Source organism: Vibrio sp. E14, from assembly GCF_020515785.1.
GTDB lineage: Bacteria > Pseudomonadota > Gammaproteobacteria > Enterobacterales > Vibrionaceae > Vibrio > Vibrio diabolicus.
The window spans coordinates 376192-397557 of sequence record NZ_JAHPJI010000001.1; the positions used below are offsets into that span (position 1 = coordinate 376192).

The 21366-nt window shown below is 44.8% G+C and carries 16 protein-coding genes; 10 read left to right on the forward strand and 6 right to left on the reverse strand.

Going from position 1 to position 21366, the window contains the following annotated elements; all coding sequences use genetic code 11:
* Positions 1-13: 13 nt before the first annotated feature.
* Together narQ and LIX84_RS01755 are read left to right on the forward strand one after the other, a co-directional pair.
* Positions 14-1750, forward strand: a complete 1737-nt coding sequence (gene narQ / locus LIX84_RS01750) for a nitrate/nitrite two-component system sensor histidine kinase NarQ (protein ID WP_226420455.1) — start codon at positions 14-16, stop codon at positions 1748-1750.
* Positions 1737-2369 (forward strand): response regulator, encoded by a 633-nt coding sequence (locus LIX84_RS01755; protein ID WP_005398453.1) that lies wholly within the window; start codon positions 1737-1739, stop codon positions 2367-2369. The genes narQ and LIX84_RS01755 overlap by 14 nt, the downstream gene beginning before the upstream one ends.
* 89 nt (positions 2370-2458) lie before the next feature.
* On the opposite strand, the gene LIX84_RS01760 is transcribed toward LIX84_RS01755, so the two are convergent.
* A complete protein-coding gene (locus LIX84_RS01760) occupies positions 2459-2632 on the reverse strand; it encodes a hypothetical protein (protein WP_005373524.1) in 174 nt (57 codons plus the stop codon).
* A 261-nt stretch (positions 2633-2893) separates the two neighbouring features.
* On the opposite strand from LIX84_RS01760, the gene LIX84_RS01765 reads away from it, so the two are divergent.
* Positions 2894-3757 (forward strand): DUF6279 family lipoprotein, encoded by an 864-nt coding sequence (locus LIX84_RS01765; RefSeq protein ID WP_226420456.1) that lies wholly within the window; start codon positions 2894-2896, stop codon positions 3755-3757.
* 170 nt (positions 3758-3927) lie between these two features.
* Entirely contained in the window at positions 3928-5157 is a 1230-nt protein-coding gene (pepT, locus tag LIX84_RS01770) for a peptidase T (protein ID WP_048624837.1), read from the forward strand.
* An 87-nt stretch (positions 5158-5244) separates the two neighbouring features.
* Here pepT and LIX84_RS01775 read toward each other — a convergent pair whose 3' ends face one another.
* Entirely contained in the window at positions 5245-5709 is a 465-nt protein-coding gene (locus tag LIX84_RS01775) for a dCMP deaminase family protein (RefSeq protein ID WP_005373515.1), read from the reverse strand.
* A 417-nt stretch (positions 5710-6126) separates the two neighbouring features.
* Between LIX84_RS01775 and vmeY the strand changes: the two genes are divergently transcribed.
* The gene (vmeY, locus tag LIX84_RS01780) at positions 6127-7254 is read left to right on the forward strand and encodes a multidrug efflux RND transporter periplasmic adaptor subunit VmeY (protein WP_005396140.1); all 1128 of its coding nucleotides are present in this window, start codon (positions 6127-6129) and stop codon (positions 7252-7254) included.
* A gap of 8 nt (positions 7255-7262) precedes the next feature.
* A complete protein-coding gene (gene vmeZ, locus LIX84_RS01785) occupies positions 7263-10415 on the forward strand; it encodes a multidrug efflux RND transporter permease subunit VmeZ (RefSeq protein WP_046875892.1) in 3153 nt (1050 codons plus the stop codon).
* Between the two features lie 91 nt (positions 10416-10506).
* On the opposite strand, the gene LIX84_RS01790 is transcribed toward vmeZ, so the two are convergent.
* Positions 10507-12276, reverse strand: a complete 1770-nt coding sequence (locus LIX84_RS01790) for a methyl-accepting chemotaxis protein (protein ID WP_226420457.1) — start codon at positions 12274-12276, stop codon at positions 10507-10509.
* Between the two features lie 101 nt (positions 12277-12377).
* Complete coding sequence (gene arfB / locus LIX84_RS01795) at positions 12378-12791, reverse strand: alternative ribosome rescue aminoacyl-tRNA hydrolase ArfB (protein WP_005396137.1); 414 nt, start codon at positions 12789-12791, stop codon at positions 12378-12380.
* A gap of 76 nt (positions 12792-12867) precedes the next feature.
* Between arfB and LIX84_RS01800 the strand changes: the two genes are divergently transcribed.
* A complete protein-coding gene (locus LIX84_RS01800) occupies positions 12868-13470 on the forward strand; it encodes a beta-phosphoglucomutase family hydrolase (RefSeq protein WP_226420458.1) in 603 nt (200 codons plus the stop codon).
* A gap of 87 nt (positions 13471-13557) precedes the next feature.
* Here the strand turns inward: LIX84_RS01800 and LIX84_RS01805 are convergent, their stop codons facing one another.
* Positions 13558-14550: an OmpA family protein gene (locus LIX84_RS01805; protein ID WP_005396135.1), complete on the reverse strand. Its 993-nt coding sequence runs from the start codon at positions 14548-14550 to the stop codon at positions 13558-13560.
* Between the two features lie 460 nt (positions 14551-15010).
* Between LIX84_RS01805 and aroG the strand changes: the two genes are divergently transcribed.
* From aroG to LIX84_RS01820, 3 genes are all read left to right on the forward strand, one after another.
* Entirely contained in the window at positions 15011-16063 is a 1053-nt protein-coding gene (gene aroG / locus LIX84_RS01810; RefSeq protein WP_005396134.1) for a 3-deoxy-7-phosphoheptulonate synthase AroG, read from the forward strand.
* Positions 16064-16204: 141 nt separating this feature from the next.
* Positions 16205-17377 (forward strand): MFS transporter, encoded by a 1173-nt coding sequence (locus LIX84_RS01815; RefSeq protein WP_085343905.1) that lies wholly within the window; start codon positions 16205-16207, stop codon positions 17375-17377.
* 211 nt (positions 17378-17588) lie between these two features.
* Positions 17589-19151, forward strand: coding sequence for a methyl-accepting chemotaxis protein (locus LIX84_RS01820; protein WP_226420459.1), 1563 nt, complete (start codon positions 17589-17591; stop codon positions 19149-19151).
* 141 nt (positions 19152-19292) lie between these two features.
* Here the strand turns inward: LIX84_RS01820 and tkt are convergent, their stop codons facing one another.
* The gene (tkt, locus tag LIX84_RS01825; protein WP_145472775.1) at positions 19293-21284 is read right to left on the reverse strand and encodes a transketolase; all 1992 of its coding nucleotides are present in this window, start codon (positions 21282-21284) and stop codon (positions 19293-19295) included.
* Positions 21285-21366 lie beyond the last annotated feature (82 nt).

The following is a 21366-nucleotide window of genomic DNA, read 5'->3' on the forward strand; positions in this document are numbered from 1 at the left end:
CGAGGAACTCAGATTGTTTAAAAATGTGAAAAAGTCAGTGACGCGCACGATTGCGTCCGCGATGCTTCTTATTTTGCTGCTTTCAGTTGCTACGACTGGTTTTGCAATTTTTACGTTAGCGTCAAGCTTGAATGATGCAGAAGCCGTCAATGTTGCTGGCTCAATGCGAATGCAAAGCTACCGTCTGGCGAATGATATTCAGGTTAAATCTGTTGACTATTCTTCACATATTGACGCATTTGAACATTCGATATACTCACCTTCCATGAAAGCACTCCGGCATTGGTCAGTGCCAGAAGACATTACTCATGATTACTACCGTCTTATTATGAGATGGCATGAGCTCAAGTCGGTGTTGAGAGGAGACAACCCGGCGGAGTACCAACTCCTAGTGGCTGGTTTTGTAAAGCAGATCGATGAGTTTGTATTTAAGCTGCAAAGCTTTTCGGAGCAAAAGCTGATTAACTTAGCTTGGATTGGCGGGTTAGGGTTAGGCGGTATCCTTTGTGTCAGTATGTTTGTTGTCCATTTTGTGCGCCTCGAAGTTGTACGGCCTTTGCGTGCTTTAGTTTTTGCTAGCGAGCAAATTAAGAATCGCTCATTTAATATATCGCTTGATGTATCCAGCGATAATGAAATGGGGATCCTGACTCGAACCTTTAATCGGATGGCGACGGACCTTGGTAAGTTATACCGAGGGCTAGAACAAGCGGTTGATGAAAAAACGCGTAAATTACAGCATGCGAATCAGTCTTTAGAAGTATTGTATGACTCGTCGAAAGAGTTAACGGCTTCGCGTATTAATCAGGATAACTTCCAAGCCATATTACAACATATTGCAAGTCTTGAAGGCATTAAAGCGGTCAAACTTGAAATAGAGCAATTGGGAGAACCGAGTTGGATATTGATGGAAGGGGAAGAATGCTGCCACGACTGTGATGAAGATTGCCACAGTAAGGCTCTAACGTTGGACGGTGAGCACTTAGGCTATTTGTATTGGAAGGCCGGGTTACCTTGTCCGAATGAGGCACTGATTGACAACTTTGTGCAGATTTTATCGCGTGCCGTGTATTACAATCGAGCCCAACGCCAAGCAGAACAAATCCTACTGATGGAAGAGCGAGCCACCATTGCTCGGGAACTGCATGATTCATTAGCTCAAGCACTCTCTTATTTAAAAATTCAGGTCGCTTTATTAAAGAGAAGCGTAAAGAATTTGCCTGATGAAAAAGCGATAGCTCAGGCGAATCAAGTCATTGCCGAGTTGGATACGGGCTTATCTGCTGCTTATACCCAACTACGCGAATTACTGACGACGTTTCGTCTTACGATTAAAGAGGGTAGTTTTGGCCAAGCATTGCAAGATATGGTCGAAACGCTCAACGAACAAACCGTCGCTGACATTACGTTAAAAAATAGACTTTCTTCAACTGAACTGGATGCACACCAGCAGGTTCATTTACTACAGTTGATAAGAGAAGCGGCAATTAATGCCATCAAGCATGCGCAAGCAGATAATATTCACATTCAATGTCTTGATAATGATGGAAAAGTCACAGTAACCGTTACCGATGATGGAATAGGCTTTGAACATCAAGACGAAAAATTAAATCATTACGGTATGAGTATCATGCAAGAGCGAGCCGCTAGGCTGCATGCCGATCTTCACATTGAAGCATCGATCAACAAAGGCTGTACCGTAAAACTAGAATTCCAACATAGTAAGGAAGTAAACAGTGACAGTGTGTAAAGTAATGCTGGTGGATGATCATCCACTCATGCGACGAGGTATTCACCAACTTTTAAGCTTTGAGCCTGAGTTTGAAGTCGTTGCAGAAGCAAGTAATGGCGCAGATGCGGTAGCGAAAGCGCATGAGCTGGAACTGGATCTTGTACTTCTTGATCTCAATATGAAAGGCATGTCAGGCCTCGATACCTTACAAGCGCTACGTGCTGATGGTTGTGAAGCTCGAATTGTTATCTTAACCGTATCGGATAGTCCTGCTGACATAGAAGCAATAGTTCGAAGTGGCGCAGATGGCTATTTATTGAAAGATACTGAGCCTGATGAGCTGGTTGAGTTGCTAAAACAAGCGCATCAAGGCGACAAAGCTTACAGCCAAGAAGTTTCTAAGTATTTGAGTGAGCGTTCAGGACAAGAGGACGTTTTTGATACGCTGACGGATCGCGAAACGCAGATCTTAAGAGAGGTGGCAAGAGGCTTCCGCAACAAGCAGATTGCCGATCGTCTTTTTATTTCTGAATCAACGGTTAAAGTGCATATGAAGAGTTTACTTAAAAAGCTTCAAGTTCCTTCTCGTACTGCGGCAACCGTTCTTTATCTTGAGCGCTTTGGCGACATCAAATAATACAGTTGAAGAACAATCCCAAACCACCAATGGAATCAATCGTTTAGCGTGATTTTAATAATAAAAAAACCGCCTTTAAGGCGGTTTTTTTATTTGTCTGGGCGAATAGAGTACAAGTCACTGTTGTGCTTACCGCACTCTAAATAGTACTGATAAGCCACTTTTTTGCTTTCAGCAATGACTCTCATGCAGTGCATTTTCCCCTGTTCAAAATATCGAATCTCATATTCTACACTGGTATCAAGTTGCTCAGCGGCTGCCATACTTCGCCTCCATAAACCATCCAAAAAACATCCATGCAAATTATATGCCGTTATAAGGAGCGTCGTTCGGTGTATTTTTTAGCCGATAATTGCGCTCTAACTCACTTTTTTGCGGATAGCTGTGATCAAAAAGTTAATTTCAAACTCTATATATTATTAAGGTGGCAATCAATATTTGTCACACTGGTGTAAGTTTGCCGCAATATTAAGTGATACAAGTTGAGTATAGAACTTAATCAATAGAAAAGGGAATACGAATAAGTGACTAAATTACAGGGTGTATCTAATAAGGGGCTTGGTTATGGCCTTCTATTTTGTTTCGTATTTCTTCTTGCCGGATGTACGAAGAAGTTTCTATACAGCAATATCGATTGGTTCGTTATCGATTACATAGAGGATTATGTTTCTCTGCAAGGTGAACAAGAAGTCTTGGTCGAAGAACGCTTATTATTGTTAGCAGAATGGCATAAGAAAGAAGAGTTACCGTTATATATCGATCATTTAAAAGAGCTTGAGAGATTAAAAGCGAGCGATATAACCCTAAATTATTTGCAGGAAAATCGAGATAGAATGCGAGCGCATTACGATAGAGTGGTAAGCAAAGCGGCACCAGACCTTTTTGCTTTGAGTTTACAGTTAACGAAAGATCAAGAACGGGAATTTCTGAGTAATGTACAAGAGCATTATCAAGAGCGAAACGCAAAATATGCGGATAAAACGGAAGATGAAATACGTGAAATTATTCTAGATAACACAGAAGAATGGATGGAAGAGTGGTTGGGAAGCCTATCAGAAAGTCAGCGCCAATTAGCTCAAACGTTTTCTCAACAAGTCACTCTTAACAGTCCTTTATGGAGAGGTTATCGAGCAACGATATATCAAGAGCTCGAATATCTGTTCGACAACAAGTCCAATGCTGTCACTTATCAGGATATATTTATGCGCCTGTTGTTCGAGCCAGAGAGCTATTACAGTGAGCAGCTTTCTAAAAATATTGATTCTAACTTTGTGCTGGTCGATCAACTGACATTAGATATTTCTCAATCTATGACCGATAAACAATGGCTTCATTTTCGCGGTAAGGTAAAAGAGTGGCGAGTACTAGCTGAGGAATTATTAGATTAGATTCATGCTTCAATTGACGAGGGGATGTGCAGTAGCCTTTCTTATGAAAAAATGATTCAAAGCAAATTCTTATTGAGCTAAGAGCGTAACATAGCTTGAGGTTTGATGAGGTAAGGTCAGCTTGCTGATGGTTGATAAAGCCTCATCGTATAAAAACAATGAGAATAAATATGAAACATTTAGTTGAAAGATTTCTTCGCTACGTCACGTTCGATACCCAATCAAATCCACATGTTACGCTTTGCCCAAGCTCGCCTGGTCAGCTTGTGTTTGCTGAGTTGCTTAAGAAAGAGATGATCGAACTTGGCTTAAGTGATGTGACATTAGATAAAAATGGCTACTTGATGGCTAGACTGCCAGCTAACGTTGATTATGAGGTGCCGCCTATAGGCTTTATTGCCCATATGGATACCGCGCCTGACGCCTCAGGAAAAAACGTAAAACCGCAATTTATTGAAGATTACCAAGGCGGCGATATTGCGCTAGGGTTGGGGGATGAAGTGTTATCTCCGGTGCAATACCCAGATTTACATCATCTACATGGCCACAATCTTATCACTACCGATGGCACTACATTACTTGGCGCGGATAACAAAGCTGGTATTGCTGAGATTCTCTCTGCAGTCGCGCTGTTACTAGAAAATCCAGACATTCCACACGGCGACATTTGTATCGGCTTTACACCAGATGAAGAGATTGGCCGGGGCGCAGATTTATTTGATGTTGAAAAGTTTGGCGCGAAATGGGCATACACTATTGATGGTGGCCCGCAAGGTGAGCTGGAATACGAAAATTTTAATGCGGCAAACGCCGATGTGATTTTTCATGGTGTCAGCGTTCACCCTGGTACTGCAAAAGGTAAAATGGTTAATGCGATGAACTTGGCTGCGAAATTTCAGGTTCAAATGCCTCAAGATCAAACTCCCGAAACAACAGAAGGCTACGAAGGGTTCTTCCATTTAAAATCGGCAGAAATGGGCGTGGCGCGAAGCGAACTTGGTTACATTATCCGAGACTTTGATCGTCAGGGCCTTGAAGAGCGAAAAGCCTTTATGCAGAAACTCGTTGATGACATGAACGCGGGCTTACGCCATGGTTCTGTAGAACTGAAAATAACAGACAGCTATTACAATATGAGAGAAATGGTTGAGCCTTACCCGCATATCATTGAGCTAGCGAAGCAAGCGATGGAAGCGTGTGATGTGGAGCCGATTATAAAACCTATTCGTGGTGGTACAGATGGCGCTCGTTTATCTTTTATGGGGTTGCCGTGCCCGAATATCTTCACTGGTGGTTTTAACTTCCATGGGATTCATGAGTTTATTTCGGTTGAAATGATGGAGAAGTCAGTGCTTGTCATCGTCAAAATTGCTGAAATCACCGCGAAAAAACACGGTTAACAGACCAGGTCGAGCGGTTCTTGTCGATTGAATGGGGAAAAATAGCCCAGAGTCATCTGGGCTATTTTTAAATTCAAAAACGAAACATTAACGTACGTCTTTGTCTTCAATTTCAATGTCTTCTAGTGGTAGCCAGTCGACTTTCACACCCGCTTGATCGAACATGTCTTGGCTGACTTGGATTTTATCTCCCCAGCGAGATAGAAAGTCTTCAGATTGCTCAGGGCAGTGCACGTGTGAGATCCCTGTTTGAATGATCTTTGCCGCGCAGTTAGGACATGGAAAATGCGTCACCCAAATATCACATCCGTCTAAATCACGTTTTGAGAACAAAATTGCGTTCTCTTCTGCATGCAGTGTTTTTAGATATTTCAACTCGCGTTCATCGGTATCGACACTGTCAGAAACACCGTGCGGGTAGCCATTAAATCCAACAGATACAATGCGATTCTGTTTAGTGATAACTGCACCGACTTGTGTTGATGGGTCCTTACTCCAAGACGCCACTAGTTCTGCCATCTGGTAAAAGCGTTTTGCCCATTTAGAAATCATAGTCATCCTCTCTGTCGAAGGCGTTGAATTAATTGAATGATAACCCATTTATATTAAAAAAATAGTCAAAATCGGGGTCTTGAGTATGAAGGCGTCATTTTTTGTCTTTTTAACCATAAAACGTTCTTATCTTGAGCACCGAATCTCACTTTCCGTCTTTATACGATATCTCACTTAGTGTTTCCTGGCGCCTCTAAATGCACGATGCCTGAGAGTGTATATCAAATAGTTATGACTGAGCTGCTTGTATATTGTTTGTTAAATATCACTGTTAACTAAATTACTTTATTTTCTTTTTGTTTCTCATGTTTACATTTAGAAACATTTTGGGGGCTTTTGAGTGAAGTTTTCAGTTGCAGCAAGGAGTAAGGTTGATGGGAATTCAACAATATCCTGTTCTATAAAGACGGTAAATACATGCAAAAGAAACCACTTGTCGCACTAATGGCGGCTACAGCAATCCTCGCTGGATGCGGGGAAGCTAATAATGCCCAAAGGGAAGGCCAAGCGCCTCTCGTAGTGACTCAGGATGTCACGGTTATCGACTACCAACCGAGCAAGTCTTATATCGGTCGCATTGAAGCAGTAGAAGATACCAATATTACCGCGCAGATTTCTGGCTATTTAAAAGCTCGTCACTTTGAAGAGGGGCAAATGGTAGAAAAAGGGCAGCTTCTTTATTCTATCGAGCCATCTTCTTTTGAAGCACAAGTCGCGAGCGCTAAAGCGGCACTTGCACAAGCAAAAGCCGCGCTAAAAAAAGCGGAACTAGACCACACCCGAGGTAAAAACTTGTTGCCTCGCGGTAGTATCTCTCAATCTGAGTTTGACGCCTTAACTGCGGCACTTCTTGGTGCGAAAGCCGAGCTAGAAGCAGCAAACGCTCAGCTTAAGCTTGCTGAAGTTAACCTTTCTTATACTCAAATCCGAGCTCCGTTCAGCGGTCGCATTAGCGATACCAAAGTGAGTACTGGTGATCTTGTTTCCCCTTCATCTGGCGTGCTGACGACATTGGTGAGCTTAGACCCAGTGCATACTTCATTTAGTGTGAGTGAGCGCGAGCGTTTAGCCATGGGTATGGATCAAGTCAAAGGCGACGGCTCAGCAGAATCAAACAGAGTTGAAGTTCAGCTTGAGCTGGAAAATGGTCAGTTTTTTGAGCATCTCGGTAAGCTCGATTTCTTAGGTAATCGTATTGATACCAAAACTGGTACGATTGCAATGCGTGCGCTAGTGCCAAACCCAGAGCAGAAGTTACTTCCGGGTCAGCACATCAAAGTGAACTTGAGAGATAAGAACACAAAAGACGTTATTGTTATCCCACGACGTGCCGTACAGACTGACTTAGAAGGTGACTTTGTGATGGTGATGGCTGAGGGAAGTGTGGCTGAGCGTCGTAACGTCGAGCTTGGACCTCAGGTTGAACAAGGCATTATCATTCGAGAAGGCCTCGAACAGGAAGATACGGTTATTACACAGGGCCTACAGCGTGTGCGTAATGGTGTAGAAGTGCGCATTCAAACACCTGCTGAAGATAAGCAGTAGGGGGCACTATGTTAAGTCGTTTCTTTATTCAGAGACCTAAATTCGCGCTGGTTATTTCGATCATATTAACGCTAGCAGGCGCGATCTCACTGGCGATTTTGCCAGTGGCGGAGTACCCACAGATAAGTCCGCCATCAGTCAGCGTTTCGGCATACTACACCGGTGCGAGTGCGGAAGTTGTCGAGCAGGCCATTGCGGACCCCATAGAGACGTCGGTCAATGGCGTTGAGGACATGATCTACATGTCTTCAAAGAGCGCGAACGATGGCTCATACAGCCTAAACGTTACGTTCGATGTCGGGACCGATCCAGACATGGCGCAAGTAAACGTGCAAAACCGTGTGTCACAGATCGAGTCAAAACTGCCTCAAGAAGTGCGCATGGTTGGTGTGACGGTGAAAAAGCGTTCACCTGACTTGCTGATGGTACTTAACTTCTATTCACCTGATGGCAAATACGATGATCAGTTCTTGATTAACTACATTAACTTGAATGTAAAAGATCAGCTGGCTCGTGCGAAAGGCATTAGTGAAGTTAACGTGATTGGTGGTGGCGAATACGCAATGCGTGTTTGGTTAGATCCGGAAAAAATGGCCAACCTTAAGCTAACCACGTCAGACGTATACGCCGCTTTGGCTGAACAGAACGTTCAAGTTGCGGCAGGGCGTGTTGGTGCAGCACCATACAACAATCCGCAAGAAGTTCAGTTTAACCTTGTGACCAAAGGTCGCTTGGAAAGCGTGAGCGAGTTTGAGAACGTTGTCCTTCGAGCTAATCCAAATGGTTCCACGGTTTATCTGAAAGATGTCGCTCGTGTCGAACTAGGTAAAAAGTTCTACGATGGTAACGGTAAATTCCGTGGTCAGGACGCGTCAATTGTTGCATTGTCTCTTCAATCGGATGCGAACGCGTTAGAAAGTGGTCAGGCCGTCATGGAGCTGCTTGAGGACTTGAGTAAAAACTTCCCTGAGGGCATGGCGTATGAGACCAGCTACGATACAACCGTGTTCGTATCTGAATCGATCAAAGGGGTAGTCAAAACACTGATTGAAGCGATTCTATTGGTGATTGCTGTAACTTACTTGTTTTTGGGTAGTGCGCGCGCAACTTTGATTCCTGTTGTTGCGATCCCCGTTTCTCTGATTGGTACGTTTGCCATCATGCAGGCGACGGGCTTCACCATCAATACGGTCACTTTGTTTGGCTTGATCCTCGCGATTGGTATCGTGGTGGACGATGCGATTCTGGTTATCGAAAACGTCGATACCACCATGGCGAAAGACCCAACCATTTCACCGCGTAAAGCGACATTGCTAGCGATGAAAGAAGTAACGGGCCCAATCATCACGTCGACCTTGGTTTTACTTGCGGTATTCATACCAGTCGCGATGCTGCCGGGTATCACTGGTATCATGTATCGCCAGTTCGCTTTGACCATCTGTATTTCGGTTGTGATCTCATCCATTAACGCATTGACGCTGTCTCCAGCACTTTGTTCTTTGGTATTGAAGCAGGGTGGGGGCAACACGGCTAACTGGTTCCAGGCTTTCAACCGAGGCTTAGAGCGTATCACAACGCGTTATGGTCAGGTCGCTGGTTTCTTGGTGAAGAAATCTTTGCTGCTCGTGACGTTCTTTATAGTCGCTATCGCGGCGGTAACTTTCTTTGCGAAAACCACCTCAACAGCGTTTGTTCCTCAAGAAGATAAAGGCATTTTGCTGGTTAACGTTCAGCTACCAGATTCAGCTTCTTTATCTCGTACTGAAGAAGTCACCAATGATTTAATGAACATGATTGGTGAAGAGCCTGGTGTGGATGGCGTGACGGTTGCGAACGGTTACTCGTTTATGACAGGCGCAGCAGCATCAAACGGTGCATCTGTGTTTATCAAACTGCATGACTGGGATACTCGTAACTCGTTGCAAGGGGAGCACTCTGCCAATGCCATCGCGGCGCGTATTAACGGTCGTGCTGCAACAGAGTTGCCTCAAGCGGTTGTGTTTGCGATGGGACCTCCGGCGGTTCCTGGTATGGGCGCTGCGTCTGGTTTTGAGTTTGTGCTTGAAGATACGCTAGGGCGAAGCCGTACCGATTTGTCGATGGTCATGGGAGAAATGATCCAAGCGGCCAACCAAGCCCCTGAAATTGCCTACACGTTTAGTACGTTCCGCGCGAATGTCCCTCACTACTACGTTGATATCGACCGTGAGAAAGCACAGCAGTTGGGTATTTCACTGTCGTCTATTTTCCAAACCTTGCAAGGCAACTTAGGTTCGCTTTATGTGAATGACTTCACCATGTTTGGTAAGAACTTCCGCGTAACCATGCAAGCTGATAGCCAGCACCGTAGCAGCATGGAAGATCTAGAGCGTTTCCATGTTCGTTCTTCGAACGGTGATATGGTTCCGCTAAGTACGCTAGTGAGCTACGAGCAAGTGTTTGAGCCTGATGTGGCATGGCGTTACAACATGTACCGCAGTGCTATCATTCAAGGCCAACCAGCTCCGGGCTACTCTAGTGGTGATGCGATTGCCGCAATGGAACGCGTTGCTGCAGAGGTTCTTCCGCAGGGCTACACGTACGAATGGACAGGCATGGCTTATCAGGAAGTACTTGCGGGTAACCAAGCCATTTATGCGTTTGCGCTGGCTTTGATCTTCATTTACTTGTTCATGGTTGCACAATATGAGAGCTGGAGTATTCCATTAGCCATCATTTTGGTGGTGCCAGTAGCAACGTTAGGCTCCTTCTTGGCGTTGAATCTGACTGGGACACCGCTTAACTTGTATGCGCAAATTGGCCTTGTCTTGCTCATAGCCTTGGCGGCGAAAAACGCAATTTTGATTGTGGAGTTCGCCAAGCAAGAACGTGAAGAAAAAGATGCTGATATCGATAGTGCAGCGGTTAAAGGAGGCACGTTACGTTTCCGCGCTGTGAATATGACATCTTGGTCGTTTATCCTGGGTATCTTCCCACTGATCTTCGCCGCAGGTGCAGGGCACGTGAGCCAAAACTCGCTCGGCGTGTCGCTGATTGGTGGTCTATTGTGTGTGCTTCTAGCAGGTACATTCTTGATCCCAGGCTTCTACGCTCTGGTGCAAAGACAGCGTGAGAAAGTTCATGGCGGCAACACCAAGCTGGTTCCTCTTGATGATGAGTAATCACACCCGCTGTGCACAGTAGAGCACGAAGTTAAAGTCGAAAAAAAGCCCGAAGCAATGATTGCCTCGGGCTTTTTATTTGTAGGGAAGGTTATTTTAGCGCGGTTTTAAATTGTGCAACGGCTTCGTCCATATCATGAGCTTGAGCAGAAACAGAGTTCACTTCGTGCAAGCATTCCTGAGCGGATTGCATGTTGTTTTCAGATATCGCGTTAAGCTCGGTGATTGAGCCACTAACTTGGTTCATCACGATACCTTGCTCCTCAATCGCAGAAGCAATGCGCTCCGAATTGCCTTGAATTGCATGCATGTCAGTGATGATCTGCTGCAGGCTAGAATCAAGTTTTTCAGAGGCATTAAGCGTTTGTTGTCCTTGCTCGTTACATTGATCAATATCCGCCACGACCGTCGACATTTGAGCTTGAATATCAACAACAACTCGCGTGATTTCCTCGGTAGATTGATGAGTTCGGCTAGCTAGGGCACGTACTTCATCGGCAACAACGGCGAAGCCACGACCTTGTTCGCCCGCTCGCGCGGCTTCAATTGCTGCATTGAGAGCCAGTAAGTTAGTTTGTTCCGCAATTTCTTGGATGATGTTCACCGCACCACCAATTTTATCTACATGCTGGTTCAACGAGCCAATCGACTGCTGACTGTTCGATAAAATACTGGTCAATTGACCAATGTTGGTTACAGTGGTTTCAACAACACTTCGGCCTTGTTCGGCATTATTCGCGGCTTGATGTACACCCTCTACCGCAACCGACGTGCTTTCCGATATTTCACCTATCGTTGCCACCATTTGCTGAACCGCAGTAGCCATCGATGCAGTGTGGTCAGTTTGAGTATGGAACTGCTCCATAACCCCTTCTAGCTCACGATGCATATTATCGGTACTGGCCGTTAACTGCGCCGATTTTTCTTGGGTGCCACTGATTAACTGCTCAAGCTTATCCAACAGATCATTGAGGTGGTGGCTGATATCAAATAGCTCATCTTTGCCTTTCAAGTCAGAGCGCAGTCCCATGTTGTTTGTTTCGCTAATGCTTCGAATGGTGCCAAGCAAGCTGTTTACTCGTGTATTGATTGAGCGAGAGATCTGCCAAATCAATGCGAAAATAACACCTAAGATCAGAGCAGTAATGACTTGCTTGATGGTCGACATTTGTTCATCACGCTTTGCAGCAGCAGAGCTAAGGGCTGTCGAAAAGGTTTCAAATTGCTCTTCTACGGCATGAGATAATGCGCGAGTTTCACCAAGTAGGCCTTGGTCGTAAGCGACCCCTACAACTTGTTTTTGTGCCGCTACTAGCTTACCTGTTTTGGTGAGCTCCGGAGCATATAGACCAACAAGCAAATCACTATTGAATTGACCTGATTTTACCGCAGAGTCAAAACGAACCAACGCCAGCAATTGCTGGTGGTCGGAGCGTTGCTTGGCTTCTAACAGTGCTTGCTCGTAACCAGAAAGAAGGCCACTCTTTGCATCAAGTCCGTAGCGTTGGTAAGCACTGACCAGATTCTGAAAGCCCTTTTGGTATGCAAGAAGGTCTTGTTTGAATCGTTGACTGGAAGGTAATTCATTGCTCGTGAGTATGCTCGCAAGCTCTTTTTCGGTATTTAGAAACTTATCAACATTCGCATCAAATTTGTTTAAGTATTTGTCATTACTACGCAGTAAGAAATCTTTCTCGTTTCTGCGTAAGTTGAGTAAACGTATTTCTAGATCGCCAACGAGTTTGATGGCGTGGTTAAGTTCATTGCTCTTATTGGCGAAATGGGATGACGTACCCAAAAGGGCCACGATGCCTAAAATGGCGATAACTCCGAGGAAGTAGAGTTTTTGCCTAATAGTCATATTGTTGTTTCCTGAATAAGTAACTAAAAAGAGAAATCCAATGAGATTTCCCAAGGGCTAGCAAACGTTGTTCAACTAACATGTCGAGAAAACGACATGCATTAATACAGCACTTTCTTACGTTGCTGCTTTTTCGCTCCATGCTTGTTCTTGGTATCAAGTCTTCGGCGTTGAGAAGCGCGGGTTGGTTTCGTTTTAATACGCTTCTTCTCCTGTAAGGCGGCAGCTTTAATTAAAGCTTGAAGCCGATTCAGGGCGTCTTCCTTATTTTGTTCTTGCGTGCGAAATTGTTGCGCTTTGATGATGATCACGCCATCTTTAGTTATACGACTGTCAGAAAGAGCAAGTAATCGTTCTTTGTAGAAGTCAGGTAAGCTGGAATGTCGGATATCAAAGCGTAAATGTATAGCGGACGCTACCTTGTTAACGTTCTGGCCACCATTTCCTTGAGCTCTAATTGGGGATAATTGAATTTCCCACTCTTGAATTGTGACGGAGTTCGAAATTTTGAGCATGATAAGTAAATGCCGGTAAGGACGATTGAAAGAGCTGATAAATTAACATCACAGATGTACAAATAGAAGAAAAGACATGAGCACGATTGATTTTAGGTCCTATGAGGGATTCATATTTGATATGGATGGTACTTTAATAGATACCATGCCAGCCCATTTGGCTGCTTGGCAAGCAACCGCAGATCGCTTTGATTTTCCGTTTTGTCAGGAGTGGTTTCACAGTTTAGGGGGCATGCCGAGCTTTAAAATTGTTGAGGAGCTAAACCGTGTGCATGAGCTTTCATTAGATCCTAAAACCGTCGCTACATTTAAAATGGAAACGTTCGCTGCTATGGAGCTGCACGGGGACGTTATTCCGTGCACTAACATCGTGTTAGAAGAATATTTAGGCCACAAGAAAATAGCGGTCGGGACTGGCAGTCAACGAGAAAGTGCCATGCGCTTATTGAGCCACTCCGGTTTATTGGACAAGTTGGATGTTGTGGTAACAGCAAGTGATGTAGAGAACCATAAGCCTTTTCCGGATACCTTTTTGGTGGCGGCCGAGCATCTTGGGTTGGAAGCGTCACAATGTCTTGTATTCGAGGATACCGAGCTAGGTAAACGAGCGGCGCATGCAGCGGGTATGGATTGCGTTATGGTGCAAGATAACGAGTTAATCTTTTTTCCAAAACCATAGTAAAAAGAGCGATAAAGCGAGATCAAAATGGGGTGCAAACGCACCCCATTAACTGTTACAACATCATAGATAAAGTATCATAGATGTTTATTCAGGTTGAACTAGCTCTTGATATTCAAACGAAGGAACCACAACCTCTACGCGACGGTTTTTCTCACGACCTTCACGAGTGCTGTTGTCAGCAACTGGGTTTTCTTCACCCATGCCTTTCACAGTTAAACGATCTGAGTCAATGCCTGCAGCAGTTAGGTAATCCGCAACAGATTGAGCACGACGCTCAGACAGTTTTTGGTTGTAAGTCGCAGGACCAGAGCTATCCGTGTAGCCAGTGATCTCTACTTGAGCTTGAGGGTATTCGTTCAAGAATGATACGAAGTTGTCTAGACGCTCCGAAACAGAGTCTGTCAGCTTAGCACTGTCGAATTCAAACGTACCTGTACCGTACTCTTCTTTGTGCACTTTGCTCATCATCACTGGTTCTGGATCTGGCTCAACCACTTCTTCTGTTACAACTGCCGCAACCACTGGCGCAGCCGCAAATTTGTAGTTAAAGCCGATACCGAAGAAGTTAGCGTCCATGTCGTCCCATACGTCATCAGACAGGTCTTGATAGCGTTGATATTCTGCGCGTACGCTCCAGTTTCTGTCGATAGTGTATTCAGCACCTAGCGAGCCAGTTGGAACGAAATCTTTTTCGTCATCAGACATCATGTAAGCACCACCGATCTTAGCGAATAAGTTCCAAGATTCGTTTAAGTGCCAGTTGAATTTAGGTGCGAGAGTTAAAGCCGTTAAATTGCCGTCGATCGTATTAACTGTATTAGCCCCTGACTTAAAGTTAGCTTTGTAATCGCCTAAGAAGTCGACACCATACTCTAGCCCGATGATATCGGTGAAGTCATAACCGATATGTAGTCCAGCACCAAAAGCTTCATCATCACAAGGGCTATTTAGATAGCAAGCATCGTCAAGTGTAGTCATGCCTACTTTGCCCCCGATATACATTTCAGCTTGAGCAGAGTTTAAAAGCGCGCTACTACCAGCTACCACTGCTGCTACTGCAATTGCTACTTTGTTCATAATGTTTCCTTGTATTGATTGCATATTAACTTCTACTTCGTTTTATCAAAAAATTAGAAAAAACCAGCGTTTATAAGAAATTAGTTTAATATTCTAATCGTTTCATATCAAGCAACAATATCTTTGAACTTGATCAACATTTACTAACCAATAACACCTCACAAACTTCTGATATTTCTTACATTGTAGTAAAGATTTTTGGGGTCATAAGAAAATTGATGATTATTTTGAACTTTTTTCGTAAAATTAATTTTACATTGTGCGCGGTAGTTAACAGGTGGTTTTTATTTGCATTTATTTGCAAAAACTGATTGCAAGTCTACGCCTAAGCCGATAAGTTACTTAAACGCTAGACAGAAAATGACCAGAGCCCTTGATGCTGCTCGCTTTGTGAACAATGTTGCAATGAGTTCAGTTGGCAAAAAATTGGGTCGGAAATAAAAACCAGGAAGTAGAAGTAATGTTTCAAACTGATGATGTAAGAATAAATAGAGTAAAAGAGTTATTGCCACCTGTAGCAGTATTAGAGAAGTTCCCAGCGACTGAAACCGCTTCTTCGACCACTTTTGATTGCCGTAATGCCATTCACAATATTCTTGAAGGAAAAGATGACCGATTGCTTGTAATTGTTGGCCCGTGTTCCATTCACGATCCTGCTGCTGCGGTTGAATATGGTAAAAAGCTAAAAGTATTACGTGATGAACTTGGTGAACAACTAGAAGTTGTGATGCGAGTTTATTTTGAGAAACCGCGTACAACGGTAGGATGGAAAGGTCTGATCAACGACCCTTACCTAAATGATACCTACAAGCTGAATGATGGTCTGCGTATTGGACGTAAGCTTCTTCTTGATCTTACCGATATGGGCTTGCCGACCGCGAGTGAGTTCTTAGATATGATCACGCCCCAGTACGTGGCGGATCTGATCAGTTGGGGTGCTATCGGTGCTCGTACGACAGAATCTCAGGTTCACCGTGAGCTTGCTTCTGGTCTTTCCTGCCCTGTTGGGTTTAAAAATGGTACAGACGGGAACATTAAGATCGCGAGCGACGCGATTCGTTCTGCAAGTGCTTCTCATCACTTCCTATCAGTAACAAAATACGGTCATTCTGCGATCGTAGAAACCGCTGGCAATCCTGATTGCCATATCATTCTCCGTGGCGGTAAAGAGCCAAACTACAGTGCAGCGCATGTGGCTCAAATTAAAGATGAGTTAGATGGCGCAGGGCTACCGAAAAAAGTGATGATTGATTTTAGCCACGCTAACAGCTCGAAGCAGTTCAAACGTCAAATGTTGGTGTCTGATGACGTATCAGAGCAAATAGCTGGTGGCGAAGAAGCAATTTTTGGTGTGATGATTGAGTCTCATTTAGTTGAAGGTCGCCAAGACTTAGTGGATGGCAAAGCGGCCACTTATGGTCAGTCGATTACCGATGCATGTATCGGTTGGGAAGATACGGAAACCGTACTTCGTCAGCTTTCTGATGCAGTAAAAGCGCGCCGTAACAAATAAGCTCAACAGAAAGAACTTTTTTAAAGAGCCAGAGGCATTGTGCCTCTGGCTCTTTTTATTGAGAATTACTCGCATCTCTTTCTATTGTTTCTGCTTTCCTATATGTTATCTGTATGCGCTGTAACCAAAAGGAATTTGGAATTGAATCGTAATGTATGGCTATTATCCCTTTGCCAAGCCCTATTAATGACAGGGAATATTTTACTCATATCTGTTATTGCCCTTATTGGCAAAACACTTGCGCCGTCATCAAGTTTTATTACGTTGCCCGTTGCGCTGCAATTTTTAGGACTGATGGCTGCGACGATCCCAGCATCACTGATTATGGGCAAGTTAGGACGTCGCCTTGGGTTTAGTCTCGGTAATGTTATTGGCATTTTGGGTGCCAGCCTAGCGACGTATGCGTTAAGTCAACAGAACTTCTATCTATTCTGTGTTTCTACCTTTTTGCTTGGTGTTGGTATTGGCTTCGGAACGCTATACAGATTTGCTGCTATTGAAGTGTGTGAAGAGTCGGCAAGACACAGGGCGATTTCGATATCTATGGCGGGAGGGGTACTAGCGGCGATACTTGGCCCTAATTTGGCAGTGTATTCGCAGCAATGGTCAGATGATGGTTTGTACATTAGTGCTTTTGCCGTGCTTATTGGACTTTATATAACTGCGTTGATCGTGCTGCAAACGATTCGTTTTCCACCAGCACACACACAAGTTCTACATACTAAAGCGGATAAAGTGGGGCACATTATCCGTCGACCTAATTTCATGCTAGCGGTTATCGCCGCAATGGTTGCGTATGCGGTAATGAACATTTTAATGACAGCAACGCCTCTGGCGATGATTGGTTGTGGCTTTGATTTTGACAAAGCGGCAGGAGTGATCGAATGGCATGTGCTGGGCATGTTTGCACCGGCGTTTGTCACGGGACGCTTGATAGAGCGGCTTGGCGCGAAGAATATGATTTTAGCCGGTGGATTGCTATTTGTTGCTTGCATTGGAATTAACATACACGGAGTGTCCATTTGGCACTTTAGTCTTGCTTTAGTTCTGTTAGGCGTTGGTTGGAACTTTATGTTTATCGCGGCAACTGGGTTATTTAGTCAAAGCTATGAAGCGAAAAACAGGAGCAAGGCTCAAGCATTTAATGAATTCTTCGTGTTCAGTTGTGTCACTATCACTGCATTACTATCTGGCTGGCTTGAATCCACCGTAGGTTGGCAAAACCTTAATTTGTACGTTCTTCCTTTTGTGCTACTCGTCATCGTGATGTTTGCTTTGAAAACGAACAAAGAAACGGAATCCCAAACTGCTTGATTAAATCTTCTATACATGGCCCGGCATAACGTGTCGGGTTTTGTTTATTAGCTCAACTCCACAACTTCTTCTTTATGTTTTTATTGATAATGTGAATTCCCACACTAAAAATGTCGAATTGATAAGACTTTTTGTCTAACTTTTTGTAATAAAAATAAAAATCCTGTATATATCTTGCCGAAAATCAATAAAAACTACAGAAGTTTCGTCTATGTCAGCCAATATTTCTCATAAAGCTCAAGAAACTCTCGTGAGGGAGTCTGAGGAACTCGTCTCAACAACGAACCTACAAGGTGTTATTACGTATTGTAACGAAGCCTTTTGCCGTGTTGCTGAGTACACTCACGAAGAACTCGTCGGTCAGAACCACAATATCGTTCGCCACAATGACATGCCTAAAGCCGCTTTCGGCGATATGTGGGCTCGTCTTAAGCAAGGCAAAGCCTGGCGCGGCATGGTTAAGAATGCCACTAAGTCGGGCGGTTACTATTGGGTTGATGCCTATGTCACCCCTATTTATGAAAATAACCACGTTGTTGGTTATCAATCTGTGCGCGTGAAGCCAAAGCGAGAGTGGGTTGATATAGCCACGAAAGCCTACAAGAGTATGCGCGCCGCCGAGAAATCAGGTCGTACTTGGTCGTTGAAACTCAATGAAACCATTCGCTATGCGATTCTACTAGGCGCATTGACCGCACCTGCAGCCGCATATGCATTGTCTATTGAAGGTCCATTAGCTTGGCTTTCAAGTGCACTACCTGCAAGTGTTCTAGCGTTGTTATTCCGCCAAGAATTAATTGATACGCCTCAACAACTGAAAAAGTTACAAAAGCAATACGACAGCGTGAGTCGTTTGATCTATTCCGGTAATACGGCATTTTCGATTGCCGATTTCCATATCAAAATGCTGTCCGCAAGAATTCGAACCGTGTTGGGAAGAATGACAGACTCCGCACTGCCGTTGCAGCATTGTGCTGAAGAATTGAGCCAAACCACAGCAGAAGTTTCGGCTGCATTAAATCAGCAAAACACCGATATTCATCGCGTACGTGACGCGACTCAAGAGGTGGAGTCTTCGGCGAATTCAGTCTCTTCTAGCACCAATGATGCCCATATGCTAATTGATGATACATTGAAGTCATGCTTGATGGCGAAGGAGACCATCGATCAAACGCACACCAATCTAGCGCAATTAAGCCTTCAAGCTGAAAAAGCGACGGAAACGACGTATCAGCTGAGTGATCAGGCGCAGAAAGTGAATCATTTGATGGAAGAGATTGGCGGGATCGCAGAACAAACCAATTTACTGGCACTTAACGCGGCAATTGAAGCGGCGAGGGCGGGTGAGCAAGGTCGTGGTTTTGCTGTTGTTGCCGATGAGGTGCGCGCGCTCTCTGGTCGCACATCCAATGCAACTGAACAAATCCAAGCGTCTATCTCTGCTATGTTGGCGACGATACAAAGTTGGCAAAAAGACATTCTGGCAAACAAAGAGCAAACGGATACATGTTCTCAGGTTGCCGAACAAAGCGCGCTTCGTTTGTCTGAGGTTGAACAGATGATGCAAAGCATGAGTGGGTTGATGGTCGATGTGGCGGAAGCGGCGAATAACCAGCTGAAGCTATCCAGCGATGTAAATCAGCATATTCACTCTATTGCTTCTACGGCAGAGCAAAACTTGGCAGCAACGCACTCCGTAGAGCAAAACAGCCGTCAGTTGAAAGAGCAAGTACAAGATTTCTATCAGCTCGCGCTTCGATTTGAAGACAAATAGCCGTAACGAAAGTCGTTGTGTTCACTTTCTGGCTGTGTTTATACAAATAGGGGCCAGATAAAAGAAAGCCCCGCCATTGCTGGCGGGGCTTTTCAGTTTTCACATTCGCAATAGAGAAAACTGATTATCTTTTTACTGCAATTACGCTAGTAGTTCTTTTGCTGTATTTACTACGTTTTCCGTAGTGAAACCGAACATTTTGAACAGTTCACCAGCAGGTGCAGATTCACCGAATGAAGTCATACCGATGATGCGACCGTCGAAGCCTACGTACTTGTACCAGAAGTCAGCAATACCTGCTTCGATAGCGATACGAGCTGTTACGTCTGATGGTAGAACGGCTTCACGGTAAGCGGCGTCTTGCTTGTCAAATGCATCTGTTGATGGCATTGAAACAACGCGTACTTTCTTACCTTCAGCAGTTAGCTGTGCTGCTGCTTCTACTGCTAGTTCAACTTCAGAACCTGTTGCGATAAGGATTAGCTCTGGCTTGCCTTCGCAATCTTTCAGGATGTAACCACCTTTCGCGATGTTTGCTAATTGCTCAGCATCACGCTCTTGTTGCGCTAGGTTTTGACGAGAGAAGATAAGCGCAGTTGGTGCATCTTTACGTTCAATCGCTAGTTTCCAAGCCACTGCTGATTCAACTTGGTCACATGGACGCCATGTGCTCATGTTTGGCGTTAGACGTAGCGATGCCATTTGCTCAACCGGTTGGTGAGTTGGGCCATCTTCGCCAAGACCGATAGAGTCATGCGTGTACACTTGGATGTTCTGAATCTTCATCAGAGCCGCCATACGCATTGCGTTACGAGCGTATTCCATGAACATTAGGAATGTCGCGCCGTAAGGAACGAAACCACCGTGTAGCGCAATACCGTTCATGATCGCCGTCATACCGAATTCACGTACACCGTAGTGGATGTAGTTACCAGAGAAGTCGCTTGCTTCTAGAGACTTAGAACCAGACCACATGGTTAGGTTAGAAGGCGCTAGATCAGCAGAACCGCCCATGAACTCAGGTAGTAGAGCACCAAATGCTTCTAGAGCATTTTGAGACGCTTTACGTGACGCAATGTTTGCTGGGTTTGCTTGAAGATCAGCAATGATTTGGCTTGCTTTCTCTTCCCACTGTGCAGGAAGCTCACCGTTTACGCGGCGTTTAAATTCAGCTGCCAGCTCAGGGTACGCTGCTTCATAAGCTGCAAATTTCTCGTTCCACGCTGCTTCCTTAGCTGCGCCTGTTTCTTTCGCTGACCATTCTGCGTAGACTTCTTGCGGAATTTCAAAAGGACCGTGCTCCCAACCTAGTTCTTTGCGTGTTGCTGCGATTTCTTCTGCACCTAGTGGTGCACCGTGACAATCGTGTGAACCAGACTTGTTTGGTGAACCAAAACCGATGATTGTCTTAGTACAGATAAGTGTAGGGCGAGGATCCGCTTTCGCCGCTTCGATTGCTGCGTTGATCGCTTCAGAATCGTGACCGTCTACTGCTGGGATTACATGCCAGCCGTACGCTTCAAAACGCTTAGGCGTGTCGTCAGAGAACCAACCTTCAACGTGACCGTCGATAGAGATGCCGTTGTCATCCCAGAATGCGATCAGTTTGCCTAGACCTAGTGTACCAGCTAGAGAGCATGCCTCGTGCGAGATACCTTCCATCAGACAGCCGTCGCCCATGAACACGTAAGTGAAGTGGTCAACGATGTCGTGGCCTTCTTTGTTGAACTGTGCTGCTAGTGCTTTCTCAGCTAGAGCCATACCAACCGCATTAGTGATGCCTTGACCTAGAGGACCCGTTGTGGTCTCGATACCAGGCGCGTAGCCGTACTCTGGGTGACCTGGAGTCTTAGAGTGAAGCTGACGGAAGTTTTTCAGATCATCGATAGATAGCTCGTAACCGCTCAAGTGCAGTAGAGAGTAAATTAGCATTGAGCCGTGGCCGTTAGACAGTACGAAACGGTCGCGGTCTGCCCACTCAGGGTTTGATGGGTTGTGGTTTAGGTGAGAGCGCCAAAGAACTTCAGCGATATCAGCCATGCCCATAGGTGCACCTGGGTGACCAGAGTTAGCTTGTTGAACACCATCCATGCTTAGCGCACGAATTGCATTTGCTAGATATTTACGATCCATAGTGATTACTTCTCGATAAGGGTTTGAATAGAGGGAACTCGTCGAAACAAGTTCAAATAGAAAATCTTGAATAAGCGCTGAT

Bases quoted from the DNA above. Each gene is read 5' to 3' on its own strand.
- aroG (WP_005396134.1), top strand. From the start codon at position 15,011: ATGTTTCAAACTGATGATGTAAGAATAAATAGAGTAAAAGAGTTATTG.
- vmeZ (WP_046875892.1), top strand. From the start codon at position 7,263: ATGTTAAGTCGTTTCTTTATTCAGAGACCTAAATTCGCGCTGGTTATT.
- tkt (WP_145472775.1), bottom strand. From the start codon at position 21,284: ATGGATCGTAAATATCTAGCAAATGCAATTCGTGCGCTAAGCATGGAT.
- LIX84_RS01820 (WP_226420459.1), top strand. From the start codon at position 17,589: ATGTCAGCCAATATTTCTCATAAAGCTCAAGAAACTCTCGTGAGGGAG.
- LIX84_RS01790 (WP_226420457.1), bottom strand. From the start codon at position 12,276: ATGACTATTAGGCAAAAACTCTACTTCCTCGGAGTTATCGCCATTTTA.
- LIX84_RS01775 (WP_005373515.1), bottom strand. From the start codon at position 5,709: ATGATTTCTAAATGGGCAAAACGCTTTTACCAGATGGCAGAACTAGTG.
- arfB (WP_005396137.1), bottom strand. From the start codon at position 12,791: ATGCTCAAAATTTCGAACTCCGTCACAATTCAAGAGTGGGAAATTCAA.
- LIX84_RS01800 (WP_226420458.1), top strand. From the start codon at position 12,868: ATGAGCACGATTGATTTTAGGTCCTATGAGGGATTCATATTTGATATG.
- vmeY (WP_005396140.1), top strand. From the start codon at position 6,127: ATGCAAAAGAAACCACTTGTCGCACTAATGGCGGCTACAGCAATCCTC.
- LIX84_RS01760 (WP_005373524.1), bottom strand. From the start codon at position 2,632: ATGGCAGCCGCTGAGCAACTTGATACCAGTGTAGAATATGAGATTCGA.
- pepT (WP_048624837.1), top strand. From the start codon at position 3,928: ATGAAACATTTAGTTGAAAGATTTCTTCGCTACGTCACGTTCGATACC.
- LIX84_RS01805 (WP_005396135.1), bottom strand. From the start codon at position 14,550: ATGAACAAAGTAGCAATTGCAGTAGCAGCAGTGGTAGCTGGTAGTAGC.